General features: G+C 67.0%; 21 protein-coding genes and 1 tRNA gene. 8 read left to right on the top strand and 14 right to left on the bottom strand.

What is annotated here, in order from left to right; translation table 11 throughout:
* The first annotated feature begins 242 nt into the window (after positions 1 to 242).
* From rplU to Q9Q95_RS19440, 4 genes are all read left to right on the top strand, one after another.
* The gene (gene rplU, locus Q9Q95_RS19455) at positions 243 to 623 is read left to right on the top strand and encodes a 50S ribosomal protein L21 (protein ID WP_306098816.1); all 381 of its coding nucleotides are present in this window, start codon (positions 243 to 245) and stop codon (positions 621 to 623) included.
* Between the two features lie 24 nt (positions 624 to 647).
* On the top strand, positions 648 to 917 hold the full coding sequence (rpmA, locus tag Q9Q95_RS19450) for a 50S ribosomal protein L27 (RefSeq protein WP_056614164.1): 270 nt from the start codon (positions 648 to 650) through the stop codon (positions 915 to 917).
* A gap of 173 nt (positions 918 to 1,090) precedes the next feature.
* Complete coding sequence (locus Q9Q95_RS19445; protein WP_306098815.1) at positions 1,091 to 1,648, top strand: GNAT family N-acetyltransferase; 558 nt, start codon at positions 1,091 to 1,093, stop codon at positions 1,646 to 1,648.
* A gap of 131 nt (positions 1,649 to 1,779) precedes the next feature.
* Positions 1,780 to 2,364: a TetR/AcrR family transcriptional regulator gene (locus Q9Q95_RS19440; RefSeq protein WP_306098814.1), complete on the top strand. Its 585-nt coding sequence runs from the start codon at positions 1,780 to 1,782 to the stop codon at positions 2,362 to 2,364.
* A gap of 3 nt (positions 2,365 to 2,367) precedes the next feature.
* Here Q9Q95_RS19440 and Q9Q95_RS19435 read toward each other — a convergent pair whose 3' ends face one another.
* The 9 genes from Q9Q95_RS19435 to Q9Q95_RS19395 all read right to left on the bottom strand — a co-directional run bounded on the left by Q9Q95_RS19435 (position 2,368) and on the right by Q9Q95_RS19395 (position 8,884).
* Positions 2,368 to 4,344: an ATP-binding protein gene (locus Q9Q95_RS19435; protein ID WP_306098813.1), complete on the bottom strand. Its 1,977-nt coding sequence runs from the start codon at positions 4,342 to 4,344 to the stop codon at positions 2,368 to 2,370.
* Between the two features lie 51 nt (positions 4,345 to 4,395).
* The gene (locus Q9Q95_RS19430; RefSeq protein ID WP_306098812.1) at positions 4,396 to 5,658 is read right to left on the bottom strand and encodes an aminotransferase class I/II-fold pyridoxal phosphate-dependent enzyme; all 1,263 of its coding nucleotides are present in this window, start codon (positions 5,656 to 5,658) and stop codon (positions 4,396 to 4,398) included.
* Between the two features lies 1 nt (position 5,659).
* On the bottom strand, positions 5,660 to 5,902 hold the full coding sequence (locus tag Q9Q95_RS19425) for an acyl carrier protein (protein WP_306098811.1): 243 nt from the start codon (positions 5,900 to 5,902) through the stop codon (positions 5,660 to 5,662).
* A 109-nt stretch (positions 5,903 to 6,011) separates the two neighbouring features.
* The gene (locus Q9Q95_RS19420) at positions 6,012 to 6,416 is read right to left on the bottom strand and encodes a hypothetical protein (RefSeq protein WP_306098810.1); all 405 of its coding nucleotides are present in this window, start codon (positions 6,414 to 6,416) and stop codon (positions 6,012 to 6,014) included.
* Between the two features lie 64 nt (positions 6,417 to 6,480).
* Positions 6,481 to 6,557, bottom strand: a tRNA-Arg gene (locus Q9Q95_RS19415).
* Positions 6,558 to 6,591: 34 nt separating this feature from the next.
* Positions 6,592 to 7,047 (bottom strand): DUF1178 family protein, encoded by a 456-nt coding sequence (locus Q9Q95_RS19410; protein ID WP_306098809.1) that lies wholly within the window; start codon positions 7,045 to 7,047, stop codon positions 6,592 to 6,594.
* Positions 7,044 to 7,865: a carbon-nitrogen hydrolase family protein gene (locus Q9Q95_RS19405; protein ID WP_306098808.1), complete on the bottom strand. Its 822-nt coding sequence runs from the start codon at positions 7,863 to 7,865 to the stop codon at positions 7,044 to 7,046. The genes Q9Q95_RS19410 and Q9Q95_RS19405 overlap by 4 nt, the downstream gene beginning before the upstream one ends.
* Positions 7,862 to 8,119 carry a glutaredoxin 3 gene (gene grxC, locus Q9Q95_RS19400; RefSeq protein ID WP_306098807.1) on the bottom strand — a complete coding sequence of 86 codons (258 nt, stop codon included), beginning with the start codon at positions 8,117 to 8,119 and terminating at the stop codon, positions 7,862 to 7,864. Before grxC ends, Q9Q95_RS19405 begins: the two co-directional genes overlap by 4 nt.
* A 33-nt stretch (positions 8,120 to 8,152) precedes the next feature.
* Complete coding sequence (locus Q9Q95_RS19395) at positions 8,153 to 8,884, bottom strand: ComF family protein (protein ID WP_306098806.1); 732 nt, start codon at positions 8,882 to 8,884, stop codon at positions 8,153 to 8,155.
* On the opposite strand from Q9Q95_RS19395, the gene Q9Q95_RS19390 reads away from it, so the two are divergent.
* Positions 8,883 to 9,776 (top strand): class I SAM-dependent methyltransferase, encoded by an 894-nt coding sequence (locus Q9Q95_RS19390; RefSeq protein ID WP_306098805.1) that lies wholly within the window; start codon positions 8,883 to 8,885, stop codon positions 9,774 to 9,776. The genes Q9Q95_RS19395 and Q9Q95_RS19390 overlap by 2 nt on opposite strands.
* A gap of 30 nt (positions 9,777 to 9,806) precedes the next feature.
* Here Q9Q95_RS19390 and Q9Q95_RS19385 read toward each other — a convergent pair whose 3' ends face one another.
* A complete protein-coding gene (locus Q9Q95_RS19385; protein ID WP_306098804.1) occupies positions 9,807 to 10,289 on the bottom strand; it encodes a hypothetical protein in 483 nt (160 codons plus the stop codon).
* A 23-nt stretch (positions 10,290 to 10,312) separates the two neighbouring features.
* Positions 10,313 to 10,741: a (deoxy)nucleoside triphosphate pyrophosphohydrolase gene (locus Q9Q95_RS19380; RefSeq protein ID WP_306098803.1), complete on the bottom strand. Its 429-nt coding sequence runs from the start codon at positions 10,739 to 10,741 to the stop codon at positions 10,313 to 10,315.
* Between the two features lie 56 nt (positions 10,742 to 10,797).
* Here Q9Q95_RS19380 and Q9Q95_RS19375 point away from each other — a divergent pair, with 56 nt between their 5' ends.
* The 3 genes from Q9Q95_RS19375 to Q9Q95_RS19365 all read left to right on the top strand — a co-directional run bounded on the left by Q9Q95_RS19375 (position 10,798) and on the right by Q9Q95_RS19365 (position 11,611).
* On the top strand, positions 10,798 to 10,980 hold the full coding sequence (locus tag Q9Q95_RS19375; RefSeq protein ID WP_306098802.1) for a Flp family type IVb pilin: 183 nt from the start codon (positions 10,798 to 10,800) through the stop codon (positions 10,978 to 10,980).
* 131 nt (positions 10,981 to 11,111) lie between these two features.
* On the top strand, positions 11,112 to 11,279 hold the full coding sequence (locus tag Q9Q95_RS19370) for a Flp family type IVb pilin (protein WP_077507757.1): 168 nt from the start codon (positions 11,112 to 11,114) through the stop codon (positions 11,277 to 11,279).
* Positions 11,280 to 11,449: 170 nt separating this feature from the next.
* Positions 11,450 to 11,611 carry a Flp family type IVb pilin gene (locus tag Q9Q95_RS19365; protein ID WP_306098801.1) on the top strand — a complete coding sequence of 54 codons (162 nt, stop codon included), beginning with the start codon at positions 11,450 to 11,452 and terminating at the stop codon, positions 11,609 to 11,611.
* 77 nt (positions 11,612 to 11,688) lie between these two features.
* Here Q9Q95_RS19365 and Q9Q95_RS19360 read toward each other — a convergent pair whose 3' ends face one another.
* Genes Q9Q95_RS19360 through Q9Q95_RS19350 form a run of 3 tightly spaced genes read right to left on the bottom strand, consistent with a single transcriptional unit; the run spans position 11,689 to position 15,291 of the window.
* Positions 11,689 to 12,636, bottom strand: a complete 948-nt coding sequence (locus Q9Q95_RS19360; RefSeq protein ID WP_306098800.1) for an acetyl-CoA carboxylase carboxyltransferase subunit alpha — start codon at positions 12,634 to 12,636, stop codon at positions 11,689 to 11,691.
* A 10-nt stretch (positions 12,637 to 12,646) separates the two neighbouring features.
* The gene (locus Q9Q95_RS19355; protein ID WP_306098799.1) at positions 12,647 to 13,576 is read right to left on the bottom strand and encodes a tyrosine-type recombinase/integrase; all 930 of its coding nucleotides are present in this window, start codon (positions 13,574 to 13,576) and stop codon (positions 12,647 to 12,649) included.
* On the bottom strand, positions 13,573 to 15,291 hold the full coding sequence (locus tag Q9Q95_RS19350; protein WP_306098798.1) for a hypothetical protein: 1,719 nt from the start codon (positions 15,289 to 15,291) through the stop codon (positions 13,573 to 13,575). Before Q9Q95_RS19350 ends, Q9Q95_RS19355 begins: the two co-directional genes overlap by 4 nt.
* Positions 15,292 to 15,301: the final 10 nt, after the last annotated feature.

Genomic DNA, 15,301 nt, shown 5'->3' with positions numbered 1-15,301 from the left:
CTCAGGCACATCCTGCCCTGATTTCCGTAGCATGGCCCCGAAAGAGACCGGAACGAAGCCGAAACCTCCTCCGGATCGGTATAGATTTTCTTGTCGCCCGGTGGCGGGGCCGCCTGCCGCCAAAATGTCAACAATCCCACGTACAGACGGTTGACTTCCGGCACGTCCTCCCTTAGCTGCGCCCTTCCTCCTGCCGGGGTAATCCTCGGCGGGCACAAGCTTTTACAGGTTGAGACATCGCCATGTTCGCTATCGTGCGCACAGGCGGCAAGCAGTATCGCGTTGCCGCCGGAGACAAGATCGTCGTCGAGAAGCTCGACGGAGAGGCCGGTTCGACGGTCACGCTGGGCGACGTTCTGCTCGCCGGCGAGGGCAGCGAGCTCAAGGCCACCGACGGCCTGACCGTTTCGGCCGAGATCGTCGCGCAGGCGAAAGGCGAGAAGGTCATCGTCTTCAAGAAGCGCCGCCGGCACAATTATCGCCGCAAGAACGGCCATCGCCAGAATCACACCATCCTGAAGATCACCGCGATCGGTGCACAGGAAGAGAAGAAGAAGGCCGCGCCCAAGGCGAAGAAGGCCGCAGCTCCCGCCGAGGCAGAAGCCCCGGCCGCGGAAGCGTAAGCGAAATACGAGGAGTAACGCAAAATGGCACATAAGAAAGCAGGCGGCTCTTCGCGCAACGGTCGCGATTCGGCAGGCCGTCGTCTCGGCGTCAAGAAGTTCGGCAGCGAAGCCGTGGTCGCGGGCAACATCATCGTGCGCCAGCGCGGCACCAAGATTTATCCGGGCGTGAACGTGGGCATGGGCAAGGACCATACCCTTTTCGCGCTTACCGACGGCCGCGTGTCGTTCAAGGTCGGCAAGCTCGGCCGCAAATTCTGCTCGGTAGACATGATTGCGGAAGCTGCCGAATAACATCGGGTAACCGGACGGGTTGCCCACCAGGGTGACCCGGGTCCGGCGAACGGACCAGCTGAAAAGGGAGACGGGTCACCCCGGCTCCCTTTTTTATTGCTCCCTCGAAATGCGGTTGCAAACTGGCTGTCACAGTGACGCGTCAGGGGCACCGCAAGACCGAGGAGATGGTCATGTTCGTGCGTACGCAAAGACTGACGTTACGGCCCGGCTGGCGCGAGGATGCCGCCGAGCTCGCCCGCGCGATCGGGCATGAATGCGTGGTGCGCAATCTCGCGCGCGCGCCATGGCCCTATACGATCGAGGCGGCGGAGAGCTTCGCCGCGGGCTTTGACGGCTCGGCCGAGCCGCGCTTCCTGATCTTCGAGCACGGCCAGGGCGCGCTGCGGCTGGTCGGCGGCATCGGCATCGGCCCGTTCGAAAAGGAAGCCAACGAGTTCGGCTATTGGATCACCCCCGATGCCTGGGGCCGCGGCCTCGCGACCGAGGCGGGCGCCGCGGTGCTCCGCGCCGCCTGCGCGATGGGAATCCGGCGCGTCGTCGCGGGGCATTTCCTTGACAATCCTGCTTCGGGACGCGTGTTGCGCAAGCTCGGCTTCCGCCCCACCGGCCGGGTGACGCAAGTCTATTCGCGCGGCCGTGGCACAACCGTGGCTTCGGCGCGCTTCGAGATCGACCTCGCCGATACCGGCACGGTCGACCATGATCCGCGAGCCCGCATGGCGGCGTGACTTCGGCCGCGCCGCCAATGCCTCCCCCAATCGCCGTCCCGATCGCGGAAAGCCCAATGCATTCCGCGCTTTCGCCGTCGTGCCTGGTCGCCTAAGCCGGAAATCCCCGGGGCAAGAGTAAATTTCCGTCGATGGCATCCAGTGCACGCAAGCGTCTGTCTCCCGAAGAATCGCGCGACGCCGCGCTCGAGGCGGCGCGTGCGCTGCTGCTCGAATCCGGCCCGCAAGCCGTCACGCTGAAGGCAGTCGCGGCGCGGATCGGCCGCACCCATGCCAATCTGCTCCATCATTTCGGCTCGGCGGCGGGGCTGCAGAAGGCGCTCGCCGCGAGCATCGCCGACAGCGTCTCGGCCAAGATCGTCGCAGCGGTGGTGCGCGCGCGCGGCGACGATCATGATCCGCGGGAAGTCGTAGACCTGACGTTCGACGCCTTCGGCAGGGGCGGTGCCGGCGCACTGGCGAGCTGGATGATCCTCAACGGCAACGAGGACGCGCTCGACCCGATCCTCGAGGCGATCCACCGTCTGGTCGACGAGATCAGCACCGACGCGATGGACGCGCAATTGCTCCGCGAAGAGACGCTTCAGCTCACTCTGATGGCACTGGGCGACGCACTGCTCGGAGGTCCGATGGCGCGCGCGCTCGATCTCCCGCGCGAACGCGCCCGCGAGATCGCGATCGCCCAACTCCGCCATTCGGTCGCCCATCAGGGCTAGGCCCTACGCCGCCTGCTGCGCCGCCCGCCGCGCTTCATATTCCACCGCCTCGCTCACCGCGCGCGCCAGCGACGCCATGGTGAACGGCTTGCGCAGCACCGCGCGTCCGCCGAACAATTCGGGGTCGGCCTCGCCCGCAAATCCGGTGACGAACAGCACCGCGACGCCGTCCAGTCGCTCGCCCAGCCCGGCAATCATCTCGGGACCGGTCTGGCCAGGCATCAGCACGTCGGAGATGATCAGGTCGAGCGCCGGCATCTTCGCGACCGCATCGGGCGCCGCCAGCGGATCGGGGCAAGACGTCACCCGATGCCCGAGCTCGTTCAACGCACCCACAGTGGCTCCGAGCACGCGCGGATCATCCTCGACGACGAGGATGTCGAAGGCGCACACGGCGATCGGCTCCTCCGCCACGGCGGCGATCGGCACCGGCGCGTCCGCCGCCGCGCTCGCGGGCTCGCCGATGTGGCGCGGCAGATACAGCTTCACCGTCGTACCCTTGCCCGGCGCGGTGTCGATCGTGATCTCGCCGCCCGATTGGCGGACAAATCCAAAGATCTGGCTGAGGCCGAGTCCGGTGCCCTTGCCTACCGGCTTGGTGGTGAAGAAGGGCTCGAAAACACGATCGGCGACTTCGGGGGCCATGCCGCAGCCGGTGTCGACCACGCTGATCGTGACATAGTCACCGGCAGGGCATTCACCGACCTCCTGGTCGGCGAGCGTGCTGCCGCCGGTGGCGATCGTCAGCGTCCCGCGCCCGTCCATCGCGTCACGCGCGTTGACCGCGAGGTTGAGCAGGGCATTTTCGAGCTGGTGGCGATCGACCCATACCGTCCAGCCGGCGCCCGCATCGCGGGTCTTGACCTTGATCGTGTCGCCCAATGTCCGGTCGAGCAGGTCGGACATGCCGGCGATCAGCCCGCCCGCCTCCACCGCTTCGGGGAGCAACGGCTCGGAGCGCGAGAAAGCGAGCAGCCGCCGGGTCAACGCCGCGGCGCGGTTCGCGCCTTCCATGGCATTTTCGATATGCTGCTGCGCGTCGGGCCCGCCATTGTGCAAATGCCGCTTGGCGAGTTCGAGCCCGCCCAGAACGACCGCCAGCATATTGTTGAAATCATGTGCGATCCCGCCGGTCAGCTGACCGACCGCCTCCATCTTCTGGACCTGGCGGAGCTGCGCCTCGGCCTGCGCGCGCTCATGCGCCTCGGCACGCAGATCGGCGGTCGCGGCGTCGACGGCGAGCTGGAGCTCGGCGGCGCGCTCGCGTTGCGCGGTCGCCTCGGCATCGGCAGCGGCGCGTTCGCCTTCCGCAGCAATCGCCAGCCAGCCCAGCAGCACCGCACCAACCACGATCATCACGCCGAACAGGGTGAGGATCCGCGAGGCGAAGCTCGAATTGCCGATCAGATCGCCCGCGGCGCGCGTCCGGTCGCGCAGCAGCACGCGCTCGGAATCGACGACACGCGTGAGCATCGCCTCGACATTCTGCCGCGCCGGGCTCTGCCGCACGCGGTAATAGCTGCCCCACGCATCGTTATGGCGCTTGTAGGTCGAATAGAGCGCGGTCTCGGCCAACTCCTGACCGCGCGCCTCGAATGCCCGCCGCAGCTGGGCGATCTGCACTTGTTGCCGCGGGCTGTCGCGGGTGAGTTGCTGGAGCCGGGTGAGCTGCTCGGCGGCGCGCGCCCATTGCTCCGAATATTGCTGTCCCAAGGTCCTGTCGGCACTGACGACATAGCGTCCGAGCGCGGCTTCGGCGGCCGAGATCGCACCCGATAGCTGGTTCGCGCGGATCACGACTTCGAACGTGTGCTGCTGCCGGGCGACGGCGCGGTCGCGCTCCTGCTCGGTGCGTTGCTGGAGCACGATGATCGCTGCAAGCACGCCGACGCCGAGCAGCGCCAGCAGCCCCAGCAGCAGGATCCGCCAATTCGTCACACGACGAACGCGCTCCAGCGCAATACCCTGCCCCTCACTCATATATTTGAATTTAGGGAGGCTTTGCCGTGGAAGGAAGCTAATCCTCTCGGCTCAGCTTATCACGCCCACGCTTCGGCCCGCGACATGGAACATTTTCAAGATTCGTTCCACCTGTTCGCTGCTGTGCTCGGCGCAAAGCGAGCAGCGCAACAGATAGGTACCCGCCGGCGTCGCGGGCGGACGCGCCATATTGACATAGAGTCCGCCGTCGAGCAGCGCCTGCCACATCATCACCGCCTGTTCCTGATCCTCGAGGATTACGGCGATGATCGCGCTGTCCGGCGCCTCGGTGCCGAGCTTGAAGCCCATTTGCCTGAGCCCGGCGTGCAGCGTGCGGGCATTTTCCCACAGATGCTGGCGCTTGTTGTGTGCGAACCGCAATTTGCGGATCGAGGCCGCCGCGGTGGCGACGACCGAAGGCGGCAGCGACGCAGTGAAGATATAGGGGCGGCACGCCAGCCGGATCGCCTCGAACTTGGGATGGTTCGACACGCAGAAGCCGCCGACGGTGCCGACCGATTTGGAGAAGGTGCCGACGATGAAGTCGACATCGCCTTCGCAGCCCTGGGCTTCGTAGACGCCGCGGCCATTGGGGCCATAAAAGCCCATCGAATGCGCTTCGTCGCTGAGCACCATCGCCCCGTGCTTCTTGGCGACCGCGACCATTTCCTTGAGCGGCGCAACATCGCCGAGCATCGAATAAACGCCCTCAAGCACCACCAGTTTACCCGCCTCCTTCGGCAACCGGCCCAATCTCTTGTCGAGATCCTCGACGCTGTTGTGACGGAAGCGGACGATCTCGGCATAGCCCTGCTTGCAGCCGTCATAGATCGAGGCATGGCTGTCGGCGTCGAGGATGACGTACTCGCCCTTCCCCGCCAGCGTCGAGATCATGCCCAGATTGGCCATATACCCGGTCGAGAAGACGATCGCGCCGGTGGTGCCGTAGAATTCGCGCAGCGCTTCCTCGACTTCCATATGGTCGCGGAACGTGCCGTTGAGCATCCGGCTGCCATTGGTGCCCGAGCCGAACTGGTCGAGCGCGTCCTTGCCGGCCTGGATCACGTCCGGGTCGAAGGTCATGCCCATATAGTTATAGGTGCCGAGCAGGATCGTCTCCTTGCCCTTGATCACCGCCTCGGTCGGCGACTTCACTTCGTCCATCACGATCGCGAAGGGATCGGTGACGCCGCTGTCGAGCAAAGCCTGGCGCTCGGCGATGAGCCCGTCGAACTTGCTCATCAGATCCCGCTCGGGGGCGACGGCCGGCGGGTTCTCGGGCAGCGCGTCGGCGGTCTGGATCGCGTCGGTCATGTCAGGCCTTCAGCTTCTGCACCGCATCGACGAGCTGGCCAACGGTCTCGATCTCCGCCTGCATGTTCATCGTAATGAGAATGTCGAACTCGTCCTCGATCGCCGCGACGAAATCCATCACGGTCAGGCTGTCCCATTCGAGATCGCCCGCAAAGGTCGTCCCGTCGGTGAGGGCGACGCCCTTCTTGTTGAACGGTTCGATCTGGGCTTTGACGGTCTCGAAGACTTCGGCGCGGTCGCTCACGGTCGTTCCTTGGCAAGTGAAGCATGCCGCCTGCCAAGCAAATGCGGCGGGCGTGGGGCGCGCCTATAGCAGCCCGCGCCCGGGTTGCCATGCCGGAGTTGCGTGTCGCCTAATGCCCAAACAGCGCAGCCGGCGCGCCATATTGCTTCGACCAGCCTTCCCACGCCACGTCGCTCGGCCCGATCGCCTTGGCCACGACTTCCCAGCCGCCCGCGCTCCGGCGCAGCAACGCGGCATAGGTGCGCGAGACGAAGCCCTGCACCGCCGCCCCGGCGAGCGGCGTGCCGCGATAGTCGAACGGCTTGCCGTCGGCACCCTGCATCGTCGCCAGCAGGAACGCCCAATCGCCCTCGTGACGGAGCTGATCGACCCGGAATCTCGGCGCCTTGCCGAGCTCCCTCGTCGCCGGCGCACGCGCCGCTTCCAGCAATACCGCTCGGGTCTCCTGATCGATCATCGCGTGCGGTCCGGCGACGCCGATCGATGCAGCAGCGACGAATAGAGGTAGGAACATGATGGCTGCCTCATAGCGTTCCAGCTCCAACGGCGCCCCGCCCGGTGCGGTTCCGGCAAGCAAATGGTGACCCGGAGAGGATTCGAACCTCCGACCTCTCGATTAGGAATCGCTTGCTCTATCCTGCTGAGCTACCGGGCCACGCCGCCGCTGGTACCCAGCGTCGCGCCAAGGGTCAATTGGACCGCTCGGGCGGCACCACCGGCACCAGCAACGGCGCGACCGGCACGCCTTCCTCGACCAGTTCCTGCGCCTGTTCGGGCGTCGCCTGACCGTGGATCTGCGCGGCCGGCTCGTCGCCGAGATGCATTGCGCGCGCCTTGTCGGCGAAGGCGGTGCCGACCCATTGCGACTTTTCGAGCATCTTCGCCTGCGCGGAGGCAAGCATCTCCATCGCCGCCTTGATCACCTCGGGTGGCGGGGCGGCGAACGGCGACGACACCGGGGCAGCGGCTTGCCGATTGCCTTTCGCCGCGACATTGGGCGCCATCACGGCCTTGGCGACCTCACCGCTCCCGCACATCGGGCAGGCGACCAATCCAGCCGCTTGCTGCTCCGCATATGCCGCGCTCGATCCGAACCACGCCTCGAAGACATGCCCGCCGCCGCATTTGAGATCGAAAACGATCACAATGCCTCCACCGACGGAATCGCGCGGCGATGGCGGAGCACCGGCACGCGGGCACGCGCCGCCTCGGTCCGTGTCGGATCGATCTCGGCAAAGCCAAGCCCGGCAGGGTCGCCCATGTCGAGCAGCAATTCGCCCCACGGATCGGCGACCAGCGAATGGCCATAGGTCGCGCGCCCGTCCTCGTGCATCCCGGTCTGCGCGGCCGCGATCACGAACGCCGCCGCCTCGATCGCCCGCGCCCGCAACAACACGTGCCAATGCGCCGCGCCGGTTGGCCGGGTGAACGCCGCCGGCACGGCGAGCAAGGTCGCGCCGGCATCGCTCAGCGAGCGGAACAGGTCGGGGAAGCGCAGATCATAGCAGATCGCCAGCCCGAGCACGCCCAGCGGCGTCTGCACGGTCACCGCGCGCTCGCCGGGCGCATAGCTGTTCGATTCGCGCCAGCTCTCGCCGCTCGGCAGATCGACGTCGAACAGATGCATCTTGTCGTAGCGCGCGCGGATCGCGCCCAAATCGTCGATCACGAAGCCGCGATTGGCGAGCTTGCCGTCCTCGCGGAGCACCGCAAGGCTGCCCAGATGCACCCACAACCCATGCTTCGCCGCCGCCTCGCGCAGGCTTGCGAGCACGCGATCCTCGTCTTCATATGCCAAGGATCCCGCCGCACGGTCGCGGTCGCGGTCGAGCAGCCCGGACATTTCGGGAGTGAACAGCATCGCCGCCCCGCCCGCTTTCGCCTGCGCCACGCCTTCGACCAAGGTCCGCGCATTGGCTGCGGGATCGATCCCGCTGGTCATCTGGAGCAGGGCCGCCCTCATGCCGCGAGCAGCGGATCGAGTCCGCCCTGACGATCCAGCGCAGCAAGATCGTCCGATCCGCCGATATGCCTGTCGTCGATGAAAATCTGCGGGACGGTGGAGCGGCCGCCGGCGCGCTGGATCATCTCGGGCCGGCGGGGGCCGCCCATGGTGATGTCAATTTCCTCATACTCGACCTGCTTGGAATCGAGCAGCGCCTTGGCGCGGTAGCAATAGGGGCAGAACGCCTTGGTGTAGATTTCGATCTTGGCCATTTGTGCCTCGAATTGTGGACCCGACGGCGCTTGTCAATCCAGTGCCGCGTCTCCCAGAACGCGCGCCCAGCACAGAAGGATCACTTTGTCCGCGCCACCGCGCTTGAGCATCCGCGCGCACGCTGCGGCTGTCGCGCCGCTGGTATGCACGTCGTCGATCAGCACCACCGTCTTTCCCGCCAGTTTCGGCTTCACCCCTTCCGTGAGCGCGAACGCCCCCGCCACTGCTTTGGTCCGGCCGCGCGGCCCCAATCCGCGCAGCACGGGAGTCGCCTTCACGCGCCGCAGCAGTTCGGCGTCGGCCGGCACGCCCGACGCGCGCGACAGCGTGCCCGCGATCAGCGCCGCCTGGTTGAATCCGCGCGACCAGATCCGCCAGCGGTGCAGCGGCACCGGCACCAGCAGACCGGCATCCTCCGGCATCAATCGCGCCATCGCGTGCGCCATCGTCTCGGCGCAGGCGAGCCTGCCGGAATATTTGAGCTTGAGCGCGACTTCGCGCGCGACCTCGCCATAGGCTACCGCCGCGCGCACGCCGTCATGCGGCGGCGGGTCGGCGAGACATTCGCCGCAAAGCGCGCCCTCGCCGCGGTCGAACTCGAACGGCAGCTGGCAGCCCGCACACCAGGGCGGCCCGAGAAACCGCAGGCTCCCCCAGCAGCGCGCACAGAAGCGATGGTCCGCCGCCGTCACTTCGCCGCAACCGGGGCAGCGCGGCGGCAGCGCGAGGTCGGCGAGCCTGGCGAGGAAAGCGAGCACAGCCATGCCGCTTCTTGTCGCGGGCGCAGCCACGCTGCACAAGCCGCACGTGCCCGACTCCGAAACCCGCTCCGAAATCTTCACCCGCGCGCTCCGCCGCCGCCGCCGCGATCGTGCCGCCCCCGGTTTCGCCGGCTTCTCCTTCCTGCGCGAGCATATGCTCGAGGGCCTGCTCGAACGGCTCGACGCGGTGAAACGCGAGTTCCGCGACGTGCTCGACCTCGGCAGCTTCGCCGGCGACATGCAAATTCCCGGCGCGCGCATCGCCCGGCTCGACGCCGGTTTCGGCTTCGCGAAGGCGGCCCGCGGCGTGCAGGCCGACGAGGACCGGCTGCCCTTTGCCGACGCATCGTTCGATCTGGTGGTCTCGGTTGGCGTGCTCGATCAGGTCAACGACGTGCCGGGCGCGCTCGCGCTCGCCCGGCGGGTGTTGCGCTCCGACGGGCTGTTCCTCGCCGCCTTTGCCGGCGCCGGCACGCTCGCCACCTTGCGCGGCTGCCTACGCGAAGCCGAGGCCGACCGCCCCGCCGCGCGCTTCCATCCGCAGATCGACGTTCGTGCCGGCGGCGATCTGCTCAGCCGCGCCGGATTCGCGCTGCCGGTCGCCGATGTCGAGACCCTTGTGGTGCGCTATGCCGGGCTGCCCAACCTGTTGCGCGACCTGCGTGGCATGGCGACGACCAATCTGCTTCCCGATCCGCCGCCGCTCACCCGCGACACGCTTGTCCGCGCCTCCGCCGCTTTCGCCGATCGCGCCGAGCCCGACGGCCGCACTCCCGAACGCTTCGAGATCGTCTATTTGACCGGCTGGGCGCCGGATCCCTCGCAGCCCAAGGCCGCACGCCCCGGCAGCGCCACCGCCTCGCTCGCCGACGCGCTCAAGCCAAAGCGGAATTAGATTCGAATTCCCTGGCCGATATCGGCCAGCTCATTGCGCGTCCCGCAAGGCGCGGAGCGCAAGGAGGCCGGCACCGAGAAGGCCCGCCACGAAGCACAACGCGTGCAGCGTCCCGAGCGGAATAACGTTCAGAATACCGTTACCGCGGACGATGGGCCAAAGCGGATCCATGTCGCCATGCATCATCGCGTCCAATCCGATGTGAGACCAGGCGCCGACAAGTGCGCTGCCCAAAGCCACCTTCCGGCTGATCGGCTGATCGCCGATACCGGCTTGGCGAAGAGCGAAATTGCTCACCGGGCGTCCTGCTGTTGCGGCGACTATCGCCACCCCGAACCCGCCGGCAACGGTGTGACTCGTCCCGTGCAGGACTGCGTCTCCCCGGATCATCCGTACGAGCGGCTCGATGTCCATCAAGACCTGTGTACCGCCGAAGATCATGAAGCTGAACCGGTCGCCCCCGATCGCCTTCAAGAGCGCGCCGGGGCCAAGGTGGAAAGGTGTGAATGGCATGATCGCTCTTCCGCCGGTTCCCGTCAGGCTTTCGTGCCCGCGAACAACCGCTTCAGCGCGTCGACCAGCGGCACGTCCGCAGGCGGCATCGTCAGGGCCCGCATCTCTGTAGGGCGCACCCATTGCAGCGCGCTGGCGTGCCGGGGCTCGGGCGTCCCGGCCCATTCGCGCGCCACATAGAGCAACAACAACAGATGCCGCGCGCCCAGCCCTTCGCTGGCAAAGGCAATCGGAATCAGCGCCCGGGTCTCGACTGCGATCCCCAGTTCCTCCGCGAGCTCCCGCGTCAGCGCCGCCTCGGGCACCTCGTCGGGCTCGACCTTGCCCCCGGGGAATTCCCAGAGCCCGGCCATCGGTTTGCCCGGCGGGCGCTGCTGGACCAGCACGCGTCCTTCGGCATCGACCAACGCCACCGCCACCACCAGCAATAGACCGGATACTCCGCTCGACACTTCGTTAACTCTCCTCGTTTATCTCCACCTAATCCTGTGGGGGAGAAGCGGGCGTTATGCGAGCCCTTGTGAAGACGGTCTACAGCCTGATCCGCGATTCGAAGGCGGCAACGGCAGTCGAATATGGCCTGATCTGTGCGCTGATCGTGCTCGCCATCATGGCGGCATTGCTCGCGCTAGGCTCGGTTACCAGCGACATATGGGAAAACGTCAGCAACAAGGTGCAGACCGCAGGCTAGACACGGTTAACGACTAAGTAATAGTCCGATTTAGCCGTTTCTTTACTTCCCCTCCCTAAGGTTGTTGATGCCGTACCGGATCTCCGGGCCGGCCGGGTGAATGAAGTAGTTTCGAACGTTGGAGACCGGTTATGCAGAAGATTCGCAACTTCGTTAAGAATTCCAAGGGTGCCACCGCGATCGAGTACGGCCTGATCGCCGCTCTCATCGCCGTCGCCGCGATCGCCGCGATGCAGGGTCTGGGCAACCAGCTCAACAAGACCTTCGGCAACGTCACGTCGAACATGAAGGCGACCTAGGTCTTCCTTCCCTAGACAAGAAAAGGGCGGCGGAACCTCGGTTCCGTCGCCTTTTTCTTTGCCCTGCATATTCGCGCAATTCCTATCTTCACGTTTCATTGAGTTTTGTTCCGCATACGAAACATGCCGCGCTGCTTGCGCCTGGCTATGATTTTTGTGGGAGAGTATCGATGATCCGCAAGTTTCTGAAGAATACCAAGGGCGCCACCGCGATCGAATACGGCCTGATCGCCGCTCTCATCGCCGTCGCCGCGATCGCCGCGATGCAGGGTCTGGGCAATCAGCTCAACAAGACCTTCGGCAACGTCACGTCGAACATGAAGGCCGAATAAGCCTCATCGACTTCGAAAGCATGCGAAAGGCGGCGGAACTTCGGTTCCGCCGCCTTTTTTGTCTGTGCGGCGAAGATTCAGACGCGACCCATCGCGAGGAACTTGGCGCGCCGCGCCTGGCGCAGCGCTTCGGGGGACAGCTCGCCGAGCCCGTTCAGCGCCGCCTCGACTGCGTCGCCCAGCGCCTGCACCGCGACACCGGGATTGCGATGTGCGCCGCCCAGCGGCTCGGGGATGATCCCGTCGATGACCTTGAGTTCCTTGAGGTGCTGCGCGGTGACCTTCATCGCCTCCGCCGCATCGGCGGCCTTGTCGGCGGTGCGCCACAGGATCGACGCGCACCCTTCGGGCGAGATCACCGAATAGACCGCGTGCTCCATCATCAGCACCTGATTCCCCGCGGCGAGCGCGACCGCGCCGCCCGACCCCCCCTCGCCGAGGATCGTCGCGACCAAAGGCACGCCGAGATTGAGGCACATCTCGGTCGAGCGGGCGATCGCCTCGGCCTGGCCGCGCTCTTCGGCCTGCACGCCCGGGAATGCGCCCGAGGTGTCGACGAGCGTGATCACTGGAAGCCGAAACTTGTCGGCAAGCTGCATCAGCCGGATCGCCTTGCGATAGCCCTCGGGCTTGCCCATCCCGAAATTGTGCTTGAGCCGGCTCGCGGTATCGTCGCCTTTCTCGTGGCCGATCACCATTACCCGGCGCCCGCGGAAGCGCCCAAGCCCGCCGATGATCGCATTGTCGTCGGCAAAGGCGCGGTCGCCGCCCAGCGGCATGAAGTCGTCGATCAGCCCGGCGACATAATGCTTGAAGTGCGGGCGCTCGGGATGCCGCGCGACCTGCGTCTTCTGCCACGGCGTCAGTTTCGCATAGGTGTCCTGCAGCAGCCGCTCGGCCTTGGCCTGGAGCGGCGCGATCTCGGCCTGGATGTCGACCGCCCCGCCCTCGGCGGTGCGGCGCAGTTCGTCGATCCGGCTCTGCAGCTCGGCGATCGGTTTCTCGAAGTCGAGGAAGGTTGCCATCGATGCGCGGTTAGGACGCGTCGGGCTTTGCGTCAACGCGCGCCGCATCAAGCGCCTCGCCCAGCGGATGCCGCTGGTTGACCAGCTCGACCAGCCTTTTGCTGTCGACATGGGTGTAGATCTCGGTCGTGGCGATATCGGCGTGTCCCAGCATCGCCTGCAACGCGCGCAGATCCGCCCCGCCCTCCAGCAGATGCGTGGCGAAGGCATGACGCAGCACGTGCGGGCTCACGCGATCGGGCGGGATTCCCGCTTCCGCCGCCAGCGTACGAACCAGTTGATAGAGCCGCACCCGCGACAGATGCGATTTGCCCGAGGGAAACAGCCACGGCCGGCCGATCGCGACATGGTCGCGCCACATCGCCACCGCCGCGCGCGCACGATCCGAGATCGGCACCAGTCGCTCGCGCCCGCCTTTACCCTTCAGGATCAGCCAGGGGCGGTCGGGCGCCACGGCGTTGCGCGGCAGCGACACCAATTCGGTTGCGCGCAGCCCCGATCCGTAGAGCAATTCGATCAGCGCCGCGAGTCGCAGGTCGAGCGGATCGAGCGGCACCCGCGCGTGCCGCGTCGCGATCACGGCGAACATCGCGGCGACATCCTCGATGCTCAGCACCTTGGGCAGCGCCCGCGCCATCCCCGGCCGCGGCAGCGCGGCGCCCGGATCGTCCTTGCGCAACCCTTCATCGGCGAGAAACGCGAAGAAGCGCCGCAACGCCGCCGCCTTGCGCGCCACCGTAGCGCGGGCCAGATTCTGCCATTCCCCCGATAGTCTCTCGAGCGCGCTCGCGCCGGCCTCGCTCAGCCGTCCCTCCAGCACTTCGGAAGCCAGCCGCAAATCCGTGCCATAGGCCGCGATGGTATTCCCCGCGGCGCCCGCTTCGGCCCGCATCATCTCGAGAAAGCGCTCGATCAGCGCGCGATCGTCGGTTTTGCTCAAGCCGCCCGCGTGACCGCCTCGACGGCGATCATCCGCGCATAATTGCCCATCCCCGCCGCGCGCATCGCCGCGACGATGTGGAACAGCGCTTCGGGGGCGACATAATCCCAGCTGAGCGACTGCATGCCGACACCGGCGAGCAATGCCACGGTCGCCGCGTCGCCGCGCTGCCCGGCGGCGTCGATCGCCTGGGTCCAGGCATTCACCCCGCCGATTTGCACGTCGAGCGCGGAGGCGGCGTTCTGCGCCTCGCCGGCGCTCAACTTGCCGAGGCCGGCGAGGCCGGCGAGCAGCATCTGCGCCTTGCGCCGCGACCCGCTATCGGCAAAACCGGCGACGTCGCCCGAGGCGATGCTCGATCCGCCCGGATCGGCGAGCGCGAGCAGTGCCCAGCCTTCGCTGCCGCGCTTGACCACGCCGCGCCATTCGAGCGCCGCCGCTTCATAGCCCGAGGAAAGCATCGACTGGATCAGCCGATCGGCTTCCTCGACCTTGTCGCCCGCCGGAATCCACGATGCCGCCCGCGCGGTGAGGATCAGCCGGGCATAGCGGGTGCGCGGCGTGCTCACTCCGTCCCACAGGGTCTGCAGCGCCTTGATCCGGTTTCCGACATCGCCGTCGGTATAAGCGGTACGCAGATCGCGCGCGACGGCCAGCCCGCCACCGGTGTCCCCGCTTTGCTCGATCTCGGAGTAGAGATCGACCAGCCCGGCGCTCGAAAAGACCCCTGCCGTAGCCGCCAGCTCCGCCGCGCTCGCTCGCGCCGTTGCATCCAGATTGGGCGCCAGCGCTTGCCAATAGCGCACCTGCGGCCCCGCGGTCTGATAGAGATCCGCCGGCACCTCGACTCCGGTCGCGGTCGCCAGTCCCCAGCGCCACGCCGTCAGCTGGCTCACCGGATTCCACTCGATCGTCACGGCCCGACGGCCCTGCGCGCCCGTGCCGAGCACCTTCTCGGCGAGCAGATTGTCGATGTCGGACGGACTCGTCCCCGAACGCGCGCGATTGAACAGCTGGCCGGCTTCGTTGGGTTTGCCGGCGAGCCCCATGCACATCGCCTGCGCCAGTGCCCAGCCGCGCTGCGGGGTTGCCGCCGCACCCTTGTCGGCGATCGGGCAAAGCATCGCCGGATCGCCGCTCGCCAGTGCGGCCTGCATCGCCACCTGATAGAGCCAGCCGGTATAATTGTCTGTGTCGACATCCTCGATCACTGCGCGCGCGGCGTTGGCCTCGCCCATCCGCAGCAACGCCCAGGCGCGGTCGGCGGCGAAATCGGCGCCGTTGACCCCCGCCGGCGTGTCGAGCGGCGACATCAGGGCGCGGCGCAGCACGATCGACGCCCAGCGCGAGGCGATCGGCGCGTCCATCCGCCGCATCAGCACCTGCAGGAAGCGCCCGTCCGAATCCCCGAACGAATCGGCGGGGAATGCGGCATTGCCCGCCGCAACCGCACCGACCCGGTCGAGCGAATGCCTGGCGAATTCGGGAAGCTCGTACCGCGACAGGTCGATTGCGACGGCCTCTACCGGCGCGCCCTCGGCGACATTGCCCAGCGCCGTGTCGGCGGGCAATTCCACGCCTTCGACCGGCGCGATCGGCTGCGCCGCGCGCGATGGCGCGGGGGCTGGCCCGGGCGCGGGCGCGGGTGTCGGCGCCGGATCGTCGAATCCGGGCGGCAGCAGCGATTCGGGCGTGTCCTGCCCCAGCGCGGGCATCCCCACGCCG

Origin of the sequence: Sphingomonas sp. DG1-23, from assembly GCF_030730875.1 — a bacterium.
Classification (GTDB): domain Bacteria; phylum Pseudomonadota; class Alphaproteobacteria; order Sphingomonadales; family Sphingomonadaceae; genus Sphingomonas.
Note: the sequence above shows the minus strand (reverse complement) of the source record. Positions and strands in the feature narration are given on the sequence as shown.

Coding starts and splice junctions, on each gene's coding strand:
- Q9Q95_RS19375 (WP_306098802.1), top strand. CDS start 10,798: ATGCGAGCCCTTGTGAAGACGGTCTACAGCCTGATCCGCGATTCGAAG.
- Q9Q95_RS19370 (WP_077507757.1), top strand. CDS start 11,112: ATGCAGAAGATTCGCAACTTCGTTAAGAATTCCAAGGGTGCCACCGCG.
- Q9Q95_RS19350 (WP_306098798.1), bottom strand. CDS start 15,291: ATGCCCGCGCTGGGGCAGGACACGCCCGAATCGCTGCTGCCGCCCGGA.
- rplU (WP_306098816.1), top strand. CDS start 243: ATGTTCGCTATCGTGCGCACAGGCGGCAAGCAGTATCGCGTTGCCGCC.
- rpmA (WP_056614164.1), top strand. CDS start 648: ATGGCACATAAGAAAGCAGGCGGCTCTTCGCGCAACGGTCGCGATTCG.
- Q9Q95_RS19385 (WP_306098804.1), bottom strand. CDS start 10,289: ATGCCATTCACACCTTTCCACCTTGGCCCCGGCGCGCTCTTGAAGGCG.
- Q9Q95_RS19430 (WP_306098812.1), bottom strand. CDS start 5,658: ATGACCGACGCGATCCAGACCGCCGACGCGCTGCCCGAGAACCCGCCG.
- Q9Q95_RS19420 (WP_306098810.1), bottom strand. CDS start 6,416: ATGTTCCTACCTCTATTCGTCGCTGCTGCATCGATCGGCGTCGCCGGA.
- Q9Q95_RS19405 (WP_306098808.1), bottom strand. CDS start 7,865: ATGAGGGCGGCCCTGCTCCAGATGACCAGCGGGATCGATCCCGCAGCC.
- Q9Q95_RS19395 (WP_306098806.1), bottom strand. CDS start 8,884: ATGGCTGTGCTCGCTTTCCTCGCCAGGCTCGCCGACCTCGCGCTGCCG.
- Q9Q95_RS19390 (WP_306098805.1), top strand. CDS start 8,883: ATGCCGCTTCTTGTCGCGGGCGCAGCCACGCTGCACAAGCCGCACGTG.
- Q9Q95_RS19440 (WP_306098814.1), top strand. CDS start 1,780: ATGGCATCCAGTGCACGCAAGCGTCTGTCTCCCGAAGAATCGCGCGAC.
- Q9Q95_RS19435 (WP_306098813.1), bottom strand. CDS start 4,344: ATGAGTGAGGGGCAGGGTATTGCGCTGGAGCGCGTTCGTCGTGTGACG.
- Q9Q95_RS19365 (WP_306098801.1), top strand. CDS start 11,450: ATGATCCGCAAGTTTCTGAAGAATACCAAGGGCGCCACCGCGATCGAA.
- Q9Q95_RS19445 (WP_306098815.1), top strand. CDS start 1,091: ATGTTCGTGCGTACGCAAAGACTGACGTTACGGCCCGGCTGGCGCGAG.
- grxC (WP_306098807.1), bottom strand. CDS start 8,119: ATGGCCAAGATCGAAATCTACACCAAGGCGTTCTGCCCCTATTGCTAC.
- Q9Q95_RS19360 (WP_306098800.1), bottom strand. CDS start 12,636: ATGGCAACCTTCCTCGACTTCGAGAAACCGATCGCCGAGCTGCAGAGC.